The 18,948-nt window shown below is 51.9% G+C and carries 21 protein-coding genes; 7 read left to right on the forward strand and 14 right to left on the reverse strand.

Annotated elements, in window-relative coordinates; translation table 11 throughout:
• Window positions 1–73: 73 nt before the first annotated feature.
• Together ABSH60_RS13790 and ABSH60_RS13795 are read left to right on the forward strand one after the other, a co-directional pair.
• Entirely contained in the window at window positions 74–1,303 is a 1,230-nt protein-coding gene (locus ABSH60_RS13790) for an asparagine synthase-related protein (RefSeq protein WP_390974405.1), read from the forward strand.
• Window positions 1,304–1,325: 22 nt separating this feature from the next.
• Complete coding sequence (locus ABSH60_RS13795; protein ID WP_390974407.1) at window positions 1,326–2,483, forward strand: glycosyltransferase; 1,158 nt, start codon at window positions 1,326–1,328, stop codon at window positions 2,481–2,483.
• Between the two features lie 51 nt (window positions 2,484–2,534).
• On the opposite strand, the gene mltC is transcribed toward ABSH60_RS13795, so the two are convergent.
• From mltC to mutY, 3 genes are all read right to left on the reverse strand, one after another.
• Complete coding sequence (gene mltC, locus ABSH60_RS13800) at window positions 2,535–3,614, reverse strand: membrane-bound lytic murein transglycosylase MltC (RefSeq protein ID WP_056773294.1); 1,080 nt, start codon at window positions 3,612–3,614, stop codon at window positions 2,535–2,537.
• A gap of 74 nt (window positions 3,615–3,688) precedes the next feature.
• A complete protein-coding gene (locus ABSH60_RS13805) occupies window positions 3,689–3,961 on the reverse strand; it encodes an oxidative damage protection protein (RefSeq protein ID WP_056773291.1) in 273 nt (90 codons plus the stop codon).
• On the reverse strand, window positions 3,958–5,052 hold the full coding sequence (gene mutY, locus ABSH60_RS13810) for an A/G-specific adenine glycosylase (protein WP_390975768.1): 1,095 nt from the start codon (window positions 5,050–5,052) through the stop codon (window positions 3,958–3,960). The genes ABSH60_RS13805 and mutY overlap by 4 nt, the downstream gene beginning before the upstream one ends.
• Window positions 5,053–5,274: 222 nt before the next feature.
• Between mutY and trmB the strand changes: the two genes are divergently transcribed.
• The 4 genes from trmB to ABSH60_RS13830 all read left to right on the forward strand — a co-directional run bounded on the left by trmB (window position 5,275) and on the right by ABSH60_RS13830 (window position 8,076).
• Window positions 5,275–5,994: a tRNA (guanosine(46)-N7)-methyltransferase TrmB gene (trmB, locus tag ABSH60_RS13815; RefSeq protein WP_390974409.1), complete on the forward strand. Its 720-nt coding sequence runs from the start codon at window positions 5,275–5,277 to the stop codon at window positions 5,992–5,994.
• Window positions 5,994–6,320, forward strand: a complete 327-nt coding sequence (locus tag ABSH60_RS13820) for a YggL family protein (protein ID WP_056773283.1) — start codon at window positions 5,994–5,996, stop codon at window positions 6,318–6,320. Before trmB ends, ABSH60_RS13820 begins: the two co-directional genes overlap by 1 nt.
• A 74-nt stretch (window positions 6,321–6,394) precedes the next feature.
• A complete protein-coding gene (glsB, locus tag ABSH60_RS13825; protein WP_056773280.1) occupies window positions 6,395–7,321 on the forward strand; it encodes a glutaminase B in 927 nt (308 codons plus the stop codon).
• Window positions 7,322–7,344: 23 nt separating this feature from the next.
• Window positions 7,345–8,076: a DUF2884 domain-containing protein gene (locus tag ABSH60_RS13830; protein ID WP_183848716.1), complete on the forward strand. Its 732-nt coding sequence runs from the start codon at window positions 7,345–7,347 to the stop codon at window positions 8,074–8,076.
• Window positions 8,077–8,204: 128 nt separating this feature from the next.
• On the opposite strand, the gene ABSH60_RS13835 is transcribed toward ABSH60_RS13830, so the two are convergent.
• From ABSH60_RS13835 to ABSH60_RS13870, 8 genes are all read right to left on the reverse strand, one after another.
• Complete coding sequence (locus ABSH60_RS13835) at window positions 8,205–9,116, reverse strand: transporter (RefSeq protein WP_183848718.1); 912 nt, start codon at window positions 9,114–9,116, stop codon at window positions 8,205–8,207.
• Between the two features lie 54 nt (window positions 9,117–9,170).
• Window positions 9,171–11,126: an alkyl sulfatase dimerization domain-containing protein gene (locus ABSH60_RS13840; RefSeq protein WP_390974411.1), complete on the reverse strand. Its 1,956-nt coding sequence runs from the start codon at window positions 11,124–11,126 to the stop codon at window positions 9,171–9,173.
• A 493-nt stretch (window positions 11,127–11,619) separates the two neighbouring features.
• Complete coding sequence (hemW, locus tag ABSH60_RS13845) at window positions 11,620–12,756, reverse strand: radical SAM family heme chaperone HemW (RefSeq protein ID WP_217205045.1); 1,137 nt, start codon at window positions 12,754–12,756, stop codon at window positions 11,620–11,622.
• Complete coding sequence (locus ABSH60_RS13850) at window positions 12,749–13,357, reverse strand: XTP/dITP diphosphatase (protein ID WP_390974413.1); 609 nt, start codon at window positions 13,355–13,357, stop codon at window positions 12,749–12,751. Before ABSH60_RS13850 ends, hemW begins: the two co-directional genes overlap by 8 nt.
• A 21-nt stretch (window positions 13,358–13,378) precedes the next feature.
• A complete protein-coding gene (gene yggU, locus ABSH60_RS13855) occupies window positions 13,379–13,684 on the reverse strand; it encodes a DUF167 family protein YggU (RefSeq protein ID WP_122096079.1) in 306 nt (101 codons plus the stop codon).
• Window positions 13,681–14,265, reverse strand: a complete 585-nt coding sequence (locus ABSH60_RS13860) for a YggT family protein (RefSeq protein ID WP_390974415.1) — start codon at window positions 14,263–14,265, stop codon at window positions 13,681–13,683. Before ABSH60_RS13860 ends, yggU begins: the two co-directional genes overlap by 4 nt.
• 21 nt (window positions 14,266–14,286) lie before the next feature.
• Entirely contained in the window at window positions 14,287–15,108 is an 822-nt protein-coding gene (proC, locus tag ABSH60_RS13865; RefSeq protein WP_056773253.1) for a pyrroline-5-carboxylate reductase, read from the reverse strand.
• Between the two features lie 61 nt (window positions 15,109–15,169).
• Window positions 15,170–15,898: a YggS family pyridoxal phosphate-dependent enzyme gene (locus ABSH60_RS13870; RefSeq protein ID WP_390974417.1), complete on the reverse strand. Its 729-nt coding sequence runs from the start codon at window positions 15,896–15,898 to the stop codon at window positions 15,170–15,172.
• Window positions 15,899–15,920: 22 nt separating this feature from the next.
• On the opposite strand from ABSH60_RS13870, the gene ABSH60_RS13875 reads away from it, so the two are divergent.
• Window positions 15,921–16,943: a PilT/PilU family type 4a pilus ATPase gene (locus tag ABSH60_RS13875; RefSeq protein WP_390974419.1), complete on the forward strand. Its 1,023-nt coding sequence runs from the start codon at window positions 15,921–15,923 to the stop codon at window positions 16,941–16,943.
• Here the strand turns inward: ABSH60_RS13875 and ruvX are convergent.
• From ruvX to gshB, 3 genes are all read right to left on the reverse strand, one after another.
• The gene (gene ruvX / locus ABSH60_RS13880; protein WP_056773242.1) at window positions 16,934–17,362 is read right to left on the reverse strand and encodes a Holliday junction resolvase RuvX; all 429 of its coding nucleotides are present in this window, start codon (window positions 17,360–17,362) and stop codon (window positions 16,934–16,936) included. The two genes, ABSH60_RS13875 and ruvX, sit on opposite strands and share 10 nt — an antisense overlap.
• Window positions 17,362–17,925 (reverse strand): YqgE/AlgH family protein, encoded by a 564-nt coding sequence (locus ABSH60_RS13885; RefSeq protein WP_056773239.1) that lies wholly within the window; start codon window positions 17,923–17,925, stop codon window positions 17,362–17,364. Before ABSH60_RS13885 ends, ruvX begins: the two co-directional genes overlap by 1 nt.
• A 69-nt stretch (window positions 17,926–17,994) precedes the next feature.
• The gene (gene gshB, locus ABSH60_RS13890) at window positions 17,995–18,945 is read right to left on the reverse strand and encodes a glutathione synthase (RefSeq protein WP_390974422.1); all 951 of its coding nucleotides are present in this window, start codon (window positions 18,943–18,945) and stop codon (window positions 17,995–17,997) included.
• Window positions 18,946–18,948 lie beyond the last annotated feature (3 nt).

Raw genomic sequence — 18,948 nt, forward strand, 5'->3', positions numbered from 1 at the left:
TTATGACAATGATGTGATTTATAATGAGCACATCAGGACGCGACGTTTTATTACGCGTTGTAATGATCATGTTGTGATATCTGATAATATCAGTGAAATAAATGCTGATTCAGAGCTGGAAGTTAATGCTGATGCACAAGATTTCTATCTGCGTTATGGGTTTATTGCACCGCCTTTTACGCTGTATAAAAACGTTTATTTACTGGCGCCTTATATTGGCGTAGTGATGTCCGATCCGCTGACATTTAAGACGCTTTATCCTGTCCGCCACTCTTTCGACAATGAAAATGCACAGCATCAGGTTGAGACAGGTGCGCAACTTCTGGCGGATCTGCAACATTCGCTCGCGCAAAATGAATCTGATTATCAGGTCTTATTTAGCGGCGGGCTGGATTCCTCGCTGTTACTGGGGATTTCTAATCAGCTGAATAAAACCCGCTGTGCCATCCATTGTTTTATGGCGTCTATGCCGCAAGAAACAACCAAAGCGAAAAAAATGTGTGCAGACACGGCGACAGTATTTAAACACGTTTCGATCGAAAGCGATCTGAGTGCCGTCGCCGGTGATTTTATTCGTCTGACCCTTGAACCTGTTGCCGACAAAATTGCACTGGTGATCCCGGCGCTGGTCACGGCGGCAAAAGCGGAAACCGGCCTTGCGGTCCTTGACGGGCAGGGGGCTGATTCCCTGTTCTGCGGGCTTCCGCACGATAAATTGTACGATCTCTATCGCCGCCGGGGAGTCCGGGCGCTGTCGACATTCGGCACGTTTTTGCCCGTATGGAAAAATAAGAGCAGTCATCTGGGCAGAAAAATCTACCGGGCCACGAAAGTACTGAAATGTCTGGCCGCCCCCACGCCTGCGGCGATGTTAATTCAGTCATTAGCAGAAGATACAGCGATAATATTGCCGGCGGATAATGAAGTTAAACAATATCTGGAGAGTGAACTCGCCGAACTCAGTAAAAACCTTGACGATTTCCATCTCGTGATTCGCTACCTTTTTATGTTCAGAATATTACCCGCCAGAGAAATGCAGAAATATTTACTGGCAGAGTCCCTGAATTATGCCTTTAAATTACCCTTCCTCGAGAAAACGATCGTGGATAAGTATTTTTATCTGGATGCGTCGTGCAGCATTAAACAAGGTATTTATAAATACCCGATAACCTGTCTGGCAAAGACTTTCTGGCCTGGTTTTTTAAACAGCAGCAGAACCAGCCCATTTCAGGTGGAATTTACCACCGAGAAACTGACAGTAAAACAATTCTCCCTGAATTGTATTTTGAAGAAAACCCAGTAATCATTGAAAACAAGGAATGTTTATGAAGAAAATCCCGGCTAAACGTATCGCCATTACCGCCAATAGCAGTTGGTATCTTTACAACTTCAGAAAGAACACCATTAAGGCGATGCTTGAACAAGGTTACGACGTCATCGCATTAGCACCAGAAGATGGCTATTCCGGTGTGCTTTCCTCGCTGGGATGCAAATTTATCCCTTTATCCATCGATTCGGGAGGAATAAATCCATTCAAGGATTCGCTGACAATAATGTCAATTTTCCTCATTTTTCTCAGGATGAAGTGTGATCTTGTTTTGAATTTCACCCCGAAAAATAATATCTATTTTTCTCTGGTGGCGTGGCTGTTTCGTAAACCGGTGATAAATAATGTCGCAGGTCTTGGAAATGTTTTCATCAACGGCGGGGCGGTCTGTGTTATTTGCCGTTTGCTGTATAAATTTAGTCAGCGTAGTGCGGCCAGAATATTCTTTCAGAATGAAGACGATCGTACCCTGTTTCTGACGGAAATCATTCCTGGCTATTCGCGAACCGAGCGCCTTCCGGGATCGGGGGTTGATCTGGCCCGCTTTGAGATGATGCCCGCGGCTGATGACGGCGTGGTGCGTTTCATCCTGATTGCGCGGATGCTCTATTCAAAGGGCGTGGAACATTATGTCGATGCAGCCCGCAGACTGAAAAGAATTTACGGCGACCGGTGCGAATTCCGTTTGCTGGGTTTTCTCGATGGCAACAATCCGGCGGCGGTGAAAACCGAGAGAATGACGTCGTGGATTGCCGAGGGCATGATTGATTATTTGGGTATTTCCGACAACGTCGAAAATGAGCTGAGACAGATTGACTGCGTGGTCCTGCCCTCGTTTTATCGTGAGGGGGTTCCGAAATCTTTGCTGGAAGCGGGGGCGGCCGGAAAACCGATTATTACCACAGATAATATCGGATGCCGCGAAACGGTGGACGAAGGGGTTAACGGGTATCTGTGTACACCGCAAAGTACGGACAGCCTGGTCGCCTGCATGGAAAAAATGATTAACCTTACGCATGCCGAGCGGCTCGATATGGGGGCGAAGAGCAGGCAGAAAATGGTGCGTGAGTTTGACGAGCACATCATTATCAGCCGTTATCTGAACGCAATAAATGAAGCGCTTTCGCCAAAGACTGAAAAGTGTTCGTTAAGCTAAAAAAAACGGAGACTCAAAGAATCTCCGTTTTCATGCTTCATGCTCTGAATTTTAATCAATACGACGATAACCGCGTTGCGTGTTGTTCACTTTGTAGAGATAACGGCGTGATTCCGCAGACGGGTGTTTGGTGGTCAGTGTGTCGTACACATCACCGGCTGACATATTGTTGATGATGTTAAAGGCCTGCGTTTTATCCCGGGAGAAGACGCGTAACACGCTGCCGGCTCCGCCGTTGTAGGCGGTGATCACCGCATAGCGGCGTGCCGTCGGGTCGTTAATGTTACTGAGATACACCTTCTGCAATATCGCCAGATAGGCAGTACCGGTATTGATATTATTTTGCGGATCAAACAGATAGCTGCGGCTAGGCTTGCCCCATTTTCCTTCGGACTTAAACACATCCACGCCCGCAGTGTGCTGCACAACCTGCATCAGCCCGAGCGCATCGGCATGGCTCACCGCATACGGGTTAAAGGCGGATTCGGTTTGCATGATCGCCAGAATCAGCGACTGATCAACGCCGTATTTGGCCGAAGCTTCGCGGATCATTGGCAGGTATTTATGCGCACGCTGATTCAGGTGGTTCGGCACCATCTGGATGGTGACGGAATAGATGACGTGCAGGCCGGACTGGCGGCGCATCAGTTTGTTTTGAATCAGATAATCGGCAAAGCTGGCGGCGCGGCCTTCCCAGCGGATCGGTTTACCGGTGTTGTCGAGCACCTGTCCGTACAGCATCGGTTCACGGCTGATCTCAATGTCGTTGACATCGGAATAGAGGTCGACGTTGCCCGGATCTTCACCCACCAGTAAGGTGCTGATGATCGCCTGACGCAGGCTGGCAGCCGGATCGGTGCCGGAAATCGTTTCAAGGGTGATGGTACCCGCATCAAAGTTGATGTGGCTGCGGGTGTAATACTGATCGCTATACTTCACGTAGTCTTTCGGGCCGGCGATCAGCACTTCATTCATGCCCCAGATGTTCTCGATATTGTGCGCAAACTGGCCCATCAAAATATCGAATCCATTGGTGTCTTTTACGTAAGCTTCGTTGAACTGGTCTTTCTTACTGCCGGAGCAGGAGATCAGCATTGGCGCGATAACCAGCAAAGCTAAAATTTTCTTCATCTTGAAACCATTTCTGGTGAAAGAAGCCGCCACCCGAAAGCGACGGCTTTATTGTTATTGATGATGCTCAGTGATCAGTTTGAAGGCGGCGTATAGCCTTCAATGTGCACATCCTGGCCCTCAAACAGGAAATTCACCATTTCCTGTTCCAGCAGTTTGCGGTCTTCCGGATTCATCATGCTGAGTTTTTTCTCATTGATCAGCATGGTCTGTTTGCTCATCCAGCGTGACCAGGCTTCTTTCGAAATCTCGTTATAAATGCGTTTACCAATCTCACCAGGGTACAGCTGGAAATCCTGCCCTTCGGCATCCTGCTTCAGGAAAGTGCAAAAAATGGTTCTGCTCATACTGATTCCTTATTGATCGTTTTTGGGGACGGTTCTTTTGCCAGCTGAGTCAGCAAACGCTCAACCGGCGCGGCCAGCCCGACGAATTGTGGTTGCGCTAAGTTATACCAGAGACCCGCACCTTCATCCATGCAACCCGCAGATGTTCGCAGATTTAACCACATCGGGACGATATCCAGATGGAAATGGCTGAACGTGTGGCGAAAAGAGGTTTGCTGCTGCAACTGATTTTGCGTCACGCCGTATTTTTTCAGCCCCTGCGCCAGTTCCTCTTGCGTGGCAAATTGCGGGAAGCAGAACAAGCCGCCCCACAGGCCAACGGGCGGACGTTGCTCCAGCCAGACTTTGTCTTCCTGCTGAATCATCAGCATAAACGCGGTTCTTTCCGGCAGGGTTTTCTTGGGTTTTTTGCCGGGATATTTTGCCCAGCTGTTGTGCGCGTAGGCTTCGCAGCCCGATTTCACCGGGCACAACTCACACTTCGGTTTGCTGCGCGTGCAGACCATCGCCCCGAGATCCATCATCGCCTGATTAAACTGGGCAACGTTTTTAGCCGGTGTGACGTCTTCACTTATCGCCCACAAACGGTTCTCGGTTTTCTTCTCGCTCGGCCAGCCGTCCACGGCGTAGCAACGGGCCAGCACGCGCTTCACATTACCGTCTAAAATGGGATAGTGCTGATTCAGCGCCAGCGATAACACTGCTCCTGCCGTTGAGCGGCCAATGCCGGGCAGGGCGAGGATCGCGTCGAAGGTCGTCGGGAACACGCCGTCGTGCTGGCTGGCGATGGTCTGCGCGGCCTTATGTAAGTTGCGCGCGCGGGCGTAATACCCGAGGCCGGTCCACAGATGCAGCACTTCATCCAGCGGCGCGGCCGCGAGATCGGAAACCGTCGGGAAACGCTGCATAAAGCGTTCAAAATAAGGGATCACCGTCGCAACCTGGGTTTGTTGCAACATCACTTCTGAAAGCCAGACTTTGTAAGGCGTTTTTTCGATTTGCCACGGCAGTGTTTTGCGGCCATAGCGCTGATACCAGTCGAGTACCAGGGGCGAGAAACGGTTGGCTTCCAGGAAACCAGGGGCTTTCATCATGGGTGAATTACAGTCCGGCAGGGTTAAAAGACGGGGCTGATCACATCACAGTTGCCGAGTGGCTGTAAACCGGAACTTTCCGGACTGTATTGACGTATTTCCTGTCCGCAAACCTTGCTTATCGGGAGTAAGTTTGGATAATGCGCCATTCTTCATAGTTAATGACCAAATTACCGCAGCGACCGAATACCCTGTCTTGCCTAACGGAGTGGAAACACCATGAAAAACGACGTCATTTCACCGGAGTTCGACGAGAACGGTCGCGCTATGCGCCGTATCCGTAGTTTTGTCCGCCGTCAGGGCCGCCTGACCAAAGGTCAGCAACACGCGCTGGACAACTTCTGGCCGGTGATGGGCGTGGAATATCAGGCAGAACCGCTGGACATCGATACCCTGTTTGGCCGCGCAGCGCCTGTTGTGCTGGAAATCGGTTTTGGCATGGGCACGTCGCTGGTGACCATGGCGCAGAACAACCCGCAGCAGAACTTTATCGGCATTGAAGTGCACTCGCCGGGCGTCGGTGCCTGCCTGGCTACCGCGCACGAAGAGGGCGTCAGCAACCTGCGCGTGATGTGTCACGATGCGGTGGAAGTGCTGGAAAAAATGATCCCGGATGGCTCGCTCGACATGGTGCAGCTATTCTTTCCTGACCCGTGGCACAAAGCGCGTCATAATAAGCGCCGGATTGTCCAGCCAGCATTCGTTGAACTGCTGCGCAGTAAACTGAAAGTGGGCGGCGTATTCCACATGGCAACCGACTGGGAGCCGTATGCCGAACACATGCTTGAGGTGATGACCAGCTTAGAAAACTGGAAAAACCTCTCGCAGGAAAACAACTATGTACCGCGCCCGGAATCGCGCCCGGTAACCAAGTTCGAAATGCGTGGCCAGCGTTTAGGCCACGGCGTATGGGATCTGATGTTTGAGAGGAAGCAATAATGGCTACAAATCGCAGTCGTCGTTTACGTAAGAAGTTACACATTGCCGAGTTCCAGGAACTGGGCTTCTCTGTAAAATGGCGTTTCCCGGAAGGTACCGCGGTAGAAACCATCGACGAATCACTGGATCAATTTATTGAAGGTGTGATCGAGCCAAACAAACTGGCCTTCGATGGCAGTGGTTATCTGCAGTGGGAAGGTCTGGTTTGCCGTCAGGACATCGGTCATTGCACTGATGAACACCGTGCGCAAATCAAAAAATGGTTAGAAGACCATAAAATGGAAGACGTGGAAGTTTCTGAGTTATTCGATATCTGGTGGGATTGATTCTGCCGGTCAGATGAATTCTGAATCTTTGAAAGGTGCCTTCCGGCACCTTTGTTACATCTGGAGGCAGGACGTTGGGCACCGAACTTGATAACAGTTTGCTGGACGATATTCTTCAGCAGGTCAGGCCGCTTATTGGCCGTGGCAAAGTCGCCGACTATATTCCTGCGCTGGCAGAAGTCAGCCCCGATCATTTAGGGATCGCCGTGTGTACCACGAAAGGAGAGATCTTTCGTGCCGGTGATGCCAATACCCGATTCTCTATTCAGTCGATCTCCAAAGTGCTCAGCCTGACGCTGGCGCTGACCCGTTATCAGGAAAGTGAAATCTGGCAGCGTGTCGGTAAAGAACCTTCCGGTCAGCCCTTCAATTCGCTGGTGCAGCTGGAGCTGGAGCAGGGTAAACCGCGCAATCCGTTCATCAATCCGGGCGCGCTGGTTGTCTGCGATATGCTGCAAACCCGCCTGACTGCGCCCAAGCAAAGAATGCTGGAAGTGGTGCGTCAGCTGGCCGGATCGGCAGATCTCAACTACGATCGGCACGTTGCACGTTCAGAATTCGATCATTCTGATCGCAACGCGGCGATTGCGTACCTGATGAAGTCTTTCGGCAATTTCGAGAATGACGTCATCACGGTGTTGCATACCTATTTTCATTACTGCGCGTTGCGTATGAGCTGTGAAGAACTGGCGCGAACCTTTGTGTATCTGGCGAACAAAGGTCATCCGCTGGGCAGCGAACAGCCGCTGATTGATGCCCGTCAGGCGCGGCAGATTAACGCCATGATGGTGACCAGCGGCATGTACGACGGTGCCGGTGAATTTGCCTATCGCGTAGGCATGCCGGGAAAATCCGGTGTTGGCGGCGGCATTCTGGCCGTGGTGCCAGGAGAGATGTGCATTGCGGTGTGGTCACCGGAACTTGACGCGGCAGGGAACTCTTTGGCCGGTATTGCTGCCTTAGAATTACTGGCGCAACGTATTGGCCGTTCAATTTTTTGAATTTGCTGTTTTAGGGAGAGTACATGTTTGTAAAAAGTGGAGTGGTAAAAACCGGACTTGCTGCCTTGCTGGCGCTGAGTGCGTGGAGCGCGCAGGCGGATTATCAGTGCGCGGTCCAGCCAAAAGATGACGTGATCATCAAGCCGCAAACCGTGCAGGTTGTGGGTAACAGCGGCGATTTGCTGATCACACCTAACGGCAATGTGACACTCAACGGCAAAGAGATCACCCTGAGCGCAAAACAGCGTCAGGAAGCCATTGATTATCAGGCCTCGCTGCGTCGCGATCTGCCCTGGATCGATCAGGGTGCCACCGCGCATCTGGAAAAAGGCCGGGTGGCCGTTGACCGCGTGATCGTCGATAAACTGGGCAGCAGCAGCAACGTGCGCAACCGTCTGGTCACCCTCGACAAGCAGCTCAAGCAGCAGATGAATCTGATTATCGAACACCGCACCGATGGTCTGACGTTCCATCACAAAGCAGTTGATCAGGTGAAGCAGAATGGTCAGAAGCTGATGGAACAAACCATGGGCGGCGTGATGCAAGACAGCATCAATGAAATGGGCCTGAAACAGGCGGCCAGTGGCGGCAATCCGTTGCAGGCGATGATGGGCAATCTGGGCGGTCTGCAACAGGCGGTTCAGGATGAGTGGAGCAAACAGGAAAAAGAGTTCAAAGCCTTTGGCGATGATGTCTGTAAACGTGTAACTGCGCTCGACACTCAGCACAAAACATTGCTGGCGGATTTGAAGTAAGCTCTGACAATCATCGCCTTTTCGGATCCCCGGAGAGGCGATTGAGAGTGCAATCATTGATACATCGGGAGCATATGATAACAAAGGGAGCTAAGCTCCCTTTGTGAGTAAACAGCAATTACTCTGTATTACCAGGCATATTGCATTCTGAACATCCAGGTTGAAATATCAGGTGAGCCGGACTCCTCGTGGGTGGTATCGGTATAAGCGACAGCCCCGCCAAATTGTGGCGTTAACATAAATCCCAGCGAAGCCCCCAGAACAACGTTCTGTTGCTTATTATCTTGCAGACTGCCATCAATACGCGTCTCGCCGCCTTGACTGAAGGTGCTGTCCAGCGATATCCACAACGCCGGATTGAACGTAAAGCTGAAATGTCCTTCGGCAGCATAAAGCGGTCTTTGTGCCAGATGATGGCTACCGAGATAGTCATCATTGTCCTGATAGAATGTCACCATCGGGTTAACTTCAACCCAGAAAGGGCCGACAGGGTAACCGAAAGCTAATTCCGGTTTTATCACCCAACGGTTTCCCCCGATATTGAGCGCTTTCGTTTTATCGTAATCCCCGGTGGGCGCAGTGACCCATATCGCCGAGGTCAAAAACATCTCCGGTGTCCAGAGCCGGAAATCCTGAGAATTAAGCGCGGGTGCGCCAAACAGGTTATAGATCAGCGCGAGTTGTGAATCGCCCATCCCCTGATTCGTATGCGTCTCATCCAGCACAGGCGAACCATCCAGTGATGCCCGCAGGTGCGCGACGGGCTGAATCAACTGAATACCTGCAGTGCGCCCGCCGAGATCAAAAGACCGCGCATAACGTATGATATAAAGATCGGCATCCACTGACGCATTATCGACAGGCATGGAAGAGTCGAGAGATGTATTACTGTTTATGTTCTCGTAATAACCGAATAAAATATTAATATCATCAGGAACGTTTTGCCAGTCACGGGCGTTATCCGCGTAACTGCTGCAAGGTAAGGCAATAGAGAAAATTAAAAAAATCCCTTTGATATTTAACTGCCATTTATATCGCATTTTTATTCCCCTCTGTGCGATGAAATTAACCAGAAAAATTTATTTCACAGAGAGTTATGGCGTGACAATATTGAACATTCCCGGGAACACATCCAGCATATCCTGAAGTTCTTTGATTTTTTCCGGGTCACCGGAAATTTTCATTGCTGAACCGGCCATCACATTTTTCAGTGGCTCACCCTGCATGAATAACCGTGAAAAACTCATTTTATCTGCCATTAATACAGCGTCCGCAGGTGACGTCGATTTATTAATGTTATAGATGATCACTGAGTTTCTCAGTTCTATGCCATATTCAGTACCATTTGGCAGTTTCCAGTTTATATGTATGTTTTTATTGAGCGCTTTATCCGTGTTCAGGCGGACACCCATATAATCTAAAATAAGTTCAGGATCCATTGCCTCCACCATATCTACGCTGGCCGTACTGATCGGAGGATTATTGGGAATGCCATGACGCAATTCATAGGCCCCCATCAGATACTCATTTCTCCATGTTGCATTTTCTGACTGATAACCCAACTGCTCGAAAGCATCTGCCTGCAGGTCACGTGCGGTTTGATTTTTCGGATCGGCAAAGACCACGAGTTTTAAAACTTCAGCAGCCCAGCGATATTCTCCGGCGGCGATCGACTTTTTGGCGTGGGTCAGTACCTGTTTTTCTCCGCCCATGAATTCGACATATTTTTTCGCCGCTTCAACGGGAGGTAAAGGATTAAGGTCAGCCGGATTACTGTCATACCACCCCATATATCGCTGGTACACAGCCTTAGAATTGTGGCTGACGGAGCCATAGTAACCCCGGTTATACCATTCCTGTGACAAGCCGGGTGGCAGGGTCAGCGTCTCAGCAATTTCATTCATCGTCAGACCTTTATTCACCAGATTGAGCGTCCGGTCATGAATGAATTTAAACAGATCCCGCTGATCAGACAGGTATTTTATGATGTTTTGATTTCCCCAGGTCGGCCACTGGTGTTGAGCAATGACGATCTCAACGTCAGTCCTGTGTTCATTAATGGCAAAATTCAGAACCTTCCACCAGGCACTTGCATCCCGTACCTGCGCCCCGCGTAACGTGTAGAGATTATGCAAGGTATGGGTGGCATCTTCGGCGGTATCCAGCATCTTGAATTGCGGGAACCAGATGAGCATTTCCGTGGGTGCCTCGGTATCTTCGGCCATCTGGAATTGCAGCTTAATCCCGCCAATGTCCCGCGTTTCCCCGGTTTTACTGATGGTGTCGGTGGGAGGGATCAGCGTAAATGTTCCAATTGACGTGGTTTTTCCTAAACCGGCATCAACCTGACCGTGAGCACTGCGGGGTAACATCGCCCCATATTGATACAGCGTTCTTCTGCTCATGGCATTTCCCGCCAGGACATTCTCACTGACGGCTTCTTTCATGAATCCTTCCGGGGCAATAATACTGACTTTACCCGCAGCGAGATCTTTTTCATCCACCACACCACGTACGCCGCCATAATGATCCGCGTGGCTGTGTGTATAAATGACCGCGATGACGGGTTTAAAAGGACGGTGCGCGTAGTAGAGTTTTAATCCGGCACGGGCAACCTCGGTGGTGACCAGAGGATCAATGATAATAATGCCTTTTTCAGCCTCAATAATGGTCATATCCGAAAGATCAAATCCTCTGATCTGATATACGAAGTCGGTAACTTTAAATAAACCGTTGAGTAAGTTTAATTTAGCAATACGCCACAGGCTGGGGTTAACCGTGTCAGGTGCATCACCTTTAATAAAACCATAGTTTTCCATATTCCACGATATTCCTCCCGCAGAATCTTTAATCACTGTTGGTGTCAGTGTTGCTATAAAACCTTTACTGGCGTTCTGAAAATCCGTCTGGTCAGAAAAAGGTAAGCCCTTATAGACTGCCTGATTTAAGGCTTTGGTATATGAGCTGGCATCCTTTGGTAATTCAACAGAAAAGACAGAGTAACTGCTGATTGTCAGCGCCAGTGCCAGCGCAGTTTTTGATATTTTCATTTGATTCCTTAACAAAAGTGATAATTGTATTTATTGCGGCACTTAAATTAATTGAAGCTGTTTTATTTGTTAAGGATCTAAAACCTCTAACAAGGTTAGCTGACTACTAATGCTGATTATAATAATAACAATTGAAATTAGTACCAAGCACATTTGTTATTTGCATTAGTAAATTGGCGGTAATTTTTATCAAAGATGAATTTCATGAGGTTAATATTTAAATATTGAATTTTTTATTTTTACACTGTTTCACTGATTGCCCGTCAGGCGGCATTTCTTTTAAATAAACGAGTGGAAATATCAGAGAAAGGAAAATTTCAATATAAACAGAGGGTGGTGACAAAATGCTTCTGAATGTATGGAGGTATTAATGAAATGTGCCCCTTATCAGCGGATACAGGCTTATTTTTATTTGTACCTGAACATAAAAAAAGGTGAAGTCAGATCAGTGACTTCACCTTTTTTAATGTTAATCATAAATATTCGGAATCAATTACCCGGCCAAAAACAGCTCAAGCAGCGAATTCAGGAACAGTTTGCCTTTGCGGGTGATCTGCCAGTGCGTGTCGGTTTCCACCAGATATTCTTTGGCGATCGCTTCGTCCAGCTGCGCGCGGATCACCGATTCATCAAGGCCGGTATAAAACCCAAATTCCTCACGCGGAGCCGCTTCCAGCAGGCGAAAGCGGTTCATGAAAAATTCAAACGGCAAATCGTCGGTTTCAACCTGATGCTGTTTGTCCATGTAACGCCCCTGCATGTAACCGCGCGGGTGTTTCGTTTTCACGGTTCGCAGGATTTGCCCGTCAGGCTGCGTCAGTTTGCCGTGCGCGCCACAACCGATGCCGAGGTAATCCCCGAAACGCCAGTAGTTGAGGTTGTGCTGGCACTGATAGCCCGGTTTGGCATACGCCGAGGTTTCATACTGCTGATAACCGGCTGCGGTGAGCAGCTTGTCGCCTTGCTCGAAAATGTCCCACAGCGCGTCGTCATCCGGCAGTTTTGGCGGACGCGAGGCGTACAGGGTGTTGGGCTCGATAGTCAGCTGATACCACGACAAATGCGGTGGGTTGAGCGCGATGGCCTGGCGTAAATCATCCAGCGCCTCTTCCAGGGTCTGATCCGGCAAGCCGTGCATCAGATCCAGATTGAAACTGCGCAGATTCAGGCCGGTGGCGAGATGCGCCGCGCGCCGCGCTTCTTCCGGGCCATGAATGCGCCCCAGACGCTCCAGCTTGAGGGCATCGAAACTTTGCACACCAATCGAGATACGGTTCACCCCGGCGCGCTGATACGCGCTGAAACGGTCTGCTTCAACGGTACCCGGGTTGGCTTCCATGGTGATTTCGGCATCGGCATCGAGGGGTAAACGCGCCCGCACGCCGTCGAGCAGGTTTTGCATCGCTTCGCTGCTCAGCAGGCTTGGTGTTCCGCCGCCGATAAAAATTGTCCCTACGCTGCGATCGCCCACCAGAGGCAGATCGGCATCCAGATCGGCCAGCAGATGTGCGACATAATCGTCGTGCGGCACTTCGCCCTTTAACGCGTGCGAGTTGAAATCGCAGTAAGGGCACTTTTGCACGCACCACGGGATATGAATGTAGAGACTCAGCGGCGGTAACTTACGCATTCTTTTGGACAGCCTCTTTCATCGCGGCAAGCAGCAGTTTCAGCGCCTGACCACGGTGAGATACCGCGCTCTTTTCTTCGCGCGTCAGCTCCGCTGCGGTTTTACCCAGCTCAGGAACGTAGAAAATCGGATCATAACCAAAACCGCCCGCGCCTGCTTCGGCAAAAGTAATCTCACCAGCCCAACTGCCGTGGCACACCAGCGGCGTGGGGTCTTCTGCGTGGAGCATGTAAACCAGTACGCAGTGGAACTGCGCATTGCGCTGGCCCTGCGGCACGTCTTTGAGCGCCACTAACAGCTTGTCGAGGTTTTGCTGATCGCTGGCATCGATTCCTGCGTAGCGGGCGGAGTAAATCCCCGGCGCGCCTCCCAGAAAATCCACGGCCAGACCGGAGTCATCGGCAATCGCCGGTAAACCGGTTTCGGCTGCGGCGTGACGGGCTTTCAGGATGGCGTTCTCAATGAACGTCAGACCGGTTTCTTCTGCCGATTCAACACCGAGTTCAGTTTGTGCGACCACGTCCAGCCCGAAATCGGCCAGAAGGTGTGCGAGCTCACGCACTTTACCGGCGTTGCCGGTAGCTAATACGACTTTCTGCATGGGAGAGTCCTGACGTAAACGTTATTCTGCGAGCAGTACCGCGACCTCAGTCGGGATATTTTGCGGATGGATAATGCGGACTTGTTTATGGCGGCCCAGCTCGCCCTTTTCAATACTGACCTGACTTTTGGCGACTTTAAACTGTTTGGCGAGAAATTTCACCAGGTGCGTATTCGCCTGACCGTCAACCGGCGGTGCGGTGATGGCGACTTTAAGTTCGTCGCCATGCAAACCGACCAGGCTGTCACGGCTGGCTTTGGGCTGGATAACCAGCCGCAAAACCAGGTCGTCAGACTGCCAGTAAACCGGGGAGGGTCCTGATGTCATTGAGCGAGCAGGGCATTCGAGGTGAAGAAATCCTGCGTCCAAAGCCCGCCGAGCAGATCCATACCGAGATAGTTCAGCATGTAGAGAATCAAAATCACAATCATCGCTGAGAAATCAATCCCGCCCATGGCCGGCAAAACGCGGCGAATGGGTGCCATCAGGGGTTCAGTAAGCTGCATCAGCAGAAAATCCATTGGCCCGCGCCCCTGGCTTACCCAACTCATCAGTGAACGGATAATAATCAACCAGAAGACCAATAACCCGGCAGCCTTCACCAGGCTAATCAGACCCACAAGTAACATGATGGGTTCTAACGGGAAAACCCCGTACTTGATCAGGAAAAATAACGGCAATTTTAGCGTGGTAATGACGAAAGCCAGCAACAAGCTCGCGCTGTCAATCGGCCCAAGCGGTGGAAGAATCCGACGCAATGGCCGGATGACCGGTTGAGTAATCTTCACCACAAACTGAGAAAACGGATTATAAAAATCAGTACGAGCCCACTGCATCCAGATGCGTAGCAGTAAAACCATGACGTAGAGGTCAATCAATGTGTTGACCAGGAAAGTCAGCGTTAACATGCGTTACCTTTGATATGTAAATTAAAACAGTTTTTCCATTTCCTGCGCGCGGGTAATGGCGGCCTGCATGGCCACGGAGACAATCTCCGGTAATTTGCGATCGGTGAAAACTTTCAGTGCTTCAAAGGTGGTGCCGCCTTTGGAGGTCACATTCTCACGCAGTTGTGACAATGGCGTGTCCGGGCTGGCAGCCACTAACGCGGTCGCACCGCTGGCGGCCTGTTCAACCAGCATCCGTGCGGCATCTGCGCTGAAACCTAAACGCTGCGCTTCAGCCTGCATCGCTTCCATAAACAGGAAGAAATAGGCCGGGGCGCTGCCTGCGGCGGCAATAATGTGGTTGATACCTTCTTCGGTATCGACCCAGCAGATTTTGCCGACCGCGGTCATCAGTTCACCGCTGTAATCGCGGTCTGCCTGTGAAACCTGTTCCGGTGCGTAAAGCCCGCTCATGCCTTTCCCGACAAGGGATGGCGTGTTCGGCATGATACGCACAATGTTCAGATCCTCACCCAGCAACTCACAAAAACGAGCGACGCTGACGCCTGCGGCAATCGACAGTACCAGTTTGCCGCCAAAATCCACGTCTTTTTGCAGTGCTTTACACACGTCAGCCATCATTTGTGGTTTGACTGAGAGCACAATGACATCCGCTTCTTTGGCGCAGCCACTGTTATCGCTGCTGCTCTTCACGCCGTACTTTTCAGCCAGCGCATCGCGATGCGTGGTCGACGGGGCACAGACGCTGATAAGCGTCGCCGGATAACCACTTTCGACCAGACCCGAAATGATCGCACCAGCCATGTTACCTGCGCCGATGAAACAGAGTTTACGGTGTTGCATAAGTGCTCCTCGTTTTATGGGGACTTCATTGAGCCATTCAAGAGTAAAGCAGTAAACCGCCTCAGGCCGGTGATTGCTTTTCGCTGTAATCACGGGCCCCAAAAATGGCGGTACCGATACGAACCAGGGTGCTGCCTGCGGCAATCGCGGCGGGCATATCATCGGTCATGCCCATGGACAGCGTATCGGCCTGCGGGCAGACAGCCTGTAAGGTGTTCAGCGCGTCGCGCATCTGACCGAAGACTTCGGTTTGCCGTGCATAATCGGTTTCTGCGGCAGGGATCGCCATCAGACCGCGCAGCGTCAGGTTGGGCATCGCCATGATTTGCGTCGCCAGTTCGGTGATTTCACCCACGCGAATGCCGGATTTACTGGCCTCATCGCTGATGTTCACCTGAATCAATACCTGTAACGGCGGCAAGCCCGCCGGGCGCTGATCGTTGAGGCGCTGGGCGATTTTCAGACGGTCAATGGTGTGGCACCAGTCGAAGTTTTCCGCCACTAAACGGCTTTTGTTCGACTGCAGAGGGCCAATAAAGTGCCAGGTCAGCGCAGGCTGATGCCCGGCGAAGTGGGCGATTTTATCCCCCCCTTCCTGCACGTAGTTTTCACCAAACACGTACTGACCGGCAGCGATCGCTTCTTCGACAGCGCTCGCAGGTTTGGTTTTGCTCACTGCAAGCAAGGTAATTTCTTCTGAAGGCCTGCCGCAAAGCTGTGCAGCGGCTGCGATTTTCTCGCGGACATTCTGTAAGTTCTGCGCAATAGCGTTTTGCTGACTAAGGCTCATAGGGACTCAGGAGGATTTCAACATGGATATTGATGGATTAGTGGTGCGTAGTGTAAAGCAAAATGCCTCCGATCTGCACCTTTGTACCGGCTATCCGCCGATGTTGCGCATTGATGGCGAATTATGTAGCTGCGACGACATGCCGGTGCTTAAGGCTTCGCAGATGCAGGCGCTCAGTGGCCAGTGGCTGGACGACGCGCAACAGGAGACGCTGCAACAGGCCGGACAGGTCGATAAAGCCCTGACGCTGGGCGGTGGCGTACGGATGCGGCTCAACGTTTTCCGCCAATGGCACGGGCTGTCTGCCGCGCTGCGGCCAATCCCCGCCCGTTGCCCCGATCTGCACATGCTGCTGGCGCCCGAAATCTTGCAGCAAATCATCTTGCAGGAGGATGGCCTGATTCTGGTCACCGGTGCCACGGGAAGCGGTAAATCCACCACGCTGGCGGCGCTGATTGATCATCTGAACAGCCATGTAAAGCGCCATATCATTACGCTGGAAGATCCTATCGAGCTTATTCACACCAGCAGGCAATGTCTGATCCAGCAGCGCGAACTCGGGCTGCATACGCGTTCCTTCGGAGAAGCCGTGCGGGGTGCGCTGCGTGAGGATCCGGATGTGCTGTTACTCGGCGAACTGCGGGACAGCGACAGTATCCGGCTGGCGCTGACGGCGGCGGAAACCGGGCATCTGGTACTGGCGACCTTACATACGCGCAATGCGACGCAGGCTATCGACCGGATGGTTGACGTGTTCCCGGCAGAAGAAAAAGCGTTTGTGCGGGCGCAGCTGTCGGGCAGTTTGCGGGCGGTGGTTGCGCAGAAACTGGTGCTGACAAAGGGCGGCGAAGATAAAAAAGCGGGCAGGGTGGCGTTGTTTGAGGTGCTGACATCGACGCCAGCGGTGTGCAATTTGATCCGGGAGGGGAAAACGCATCAGCTGGCCGACATCCTGCAAACCGGCGCACAGGCCGGAATGCAGACTTTTGCACAAAGCCGCCAGCAGCGGCAGAGTGCCGGATTACTGGCGCAAGATCAGGACTGACTCCATTGCTTTTCAAACCAGCTTTCCAGAATGATCACCGCAGAAGCGGCATCGACGCTGCCTTTGTCGAGTGCGCGAAAACCGCCACGGTCGAACAAATCGGCGCGTGCTTCCACGGTGCTCAGGCGTTCGTCGTGCAGCTCTACCTGCACGCCAAACCGGCCATGCAGACGGTTAGCAAATTTGCGCGCGCGGGCGGTCAGCGGCTGTTCGGTGCCGTCCATATTCAGCGGCAGGCCAACCACCACGACATCCGGCAGCCACTCTTTCAGCAGTTTTTCAATCTTCTGCCAGTCGGGTGTGCCGTCCTGCGCTTTAAACGAGGTCAGCGGACGTGCGGTGCCCGTGACTTCCTGACCAATGGCTAGGCCGATGCTTTTGGTGCCAAAGTCGAAGGCAAAAACCGTGCGGTTAGCCATTATGCGTGCCCTGCGTGGGTGGCGAGCTGGCTCACATCAATGCCGATCATTTTTGCGGCTTCACGCCAGCGGTCGGCAATCGGTGTGCGAAACAGAATATCGCTGCTGGCTTCAATGGTCAGCCAGGCATTATCCAGCAGTTCTTTTTCCAGCTGTCCCTGTTCCCATGCGGCGTAACCGAGCGCCACCAGCACATCTTTTGGCTGGTCCGGCGTGCCCAGTGTTTCCAGCACGTCTTTGGAGGTGGTGATCATGGTGCTGTCAGAGATGCGAATGCTGGAGCCAAAACCTTCGCGCGGCGTATGCAGGATAAAACCGCGATCGTCGGCCAGCGGGCCGCCGGAAAACACCGGACGATCGAGGCGGATAGTCGGGTCGCGGGGTTCCGGGCTGATATCCAGCTTATCGAGGACATTTTCAATGGTGAAATCATCGACCAGCTTGTTGATCACCAGACCCATTGCGCCATCTTCATTATGTTCGCAGATATAGACAACAGAACGTTTGAACTGGGGTTCATCCAGCCCGGGCATCGCAATAAGAAAGTGATGTTGTAGATTCATGGTATGCAGGATGGTTAACCTCAGGAAAATGATGGCGCAGCCAGCCGCGCCATCGTGTAGCAAAGAACGTTAGCGCGCAGCCAGACGCTTTTCAATGGCATCCATCAGCATGCCGGTCACCGAGATCGGGAAGGCGGCTTCGATTTCACGCGCACAGGTTGGGCTGGTGACGTTAATCTCGGTCAGACGATCGCCGATGATATCCAGACCGACAAAGATCAGGCCTTTTTGCTTAAGGATTGGCGCGACGGTGCGGGCAATCGCCCAGTCACTTTCGCTCAGCGGACGCGCTTCACCACGGCCACCGGCGGCCAGATTGCCACGGGTTTCGCCCTGCGCAGGAATACGTGCCAGACAGTAAGGCACCGGTTCGCCATCGACCACCAGCACGCGTTTGTCACCGTCTTTGATCGCTGGCAGGTAGTTTTGCGCCATACAGAAACGGCTGCCGTGTTCGGTCAGAGTTTCGATTACCACAGAGACGTTCGCGTCTTCCGGTTTCAGACGGAAAATAGACGCGCCGCCCATGCCGTCGAGCGGCTTGAGGATCACATCAGTGTGTTCTTTGTGGAAGGCTTTCAGCTGAGCCGAGTTGCGGGTCACCAGCGTATCCGGCGTCAGTTCCGGGAACCATGCGGTGAACAGCTTTTCGTTACAGTCGCGCAGGCTCTGCGGTTTGTTGACGATGAGCGTGCCTTTTTCTTCCGCGCGTTCGAGGATATAAGTCGCATAAATGAATTCGGTATCGAATGGCGGATCCTTACGCATCAGGATCACGTCCAGTTCCTGCAGGGCGATATCCTGCTCAGTACCAAACTCATACCAGCCGTCGTAATCCTGCTTCACGCTAAGCTTTTTAGTAGTCGCACGGCCTTCGCCGCCGCGCATATACAGGGAATTCATTTCCATGTAGTGCAGTTCGTAACCACGACTCTGCGCGTCCAGCAACATAGCGAAACTGGTGTCTTTTTTGATGTTGATGGATGAAATCGGGTCCATCACGATGCCAAGCTTAATCATTTG

The organism is Rahnella sp. R3(2024) (assembly GCF_042920125.1).
Classification (GTDB): domain Bacteria; phylum Pseudomonadota; class Gammaproteobacteria; order Enterobacterales; family Enterobacteriaceae; genus Rahnella; species Rahnella rivi.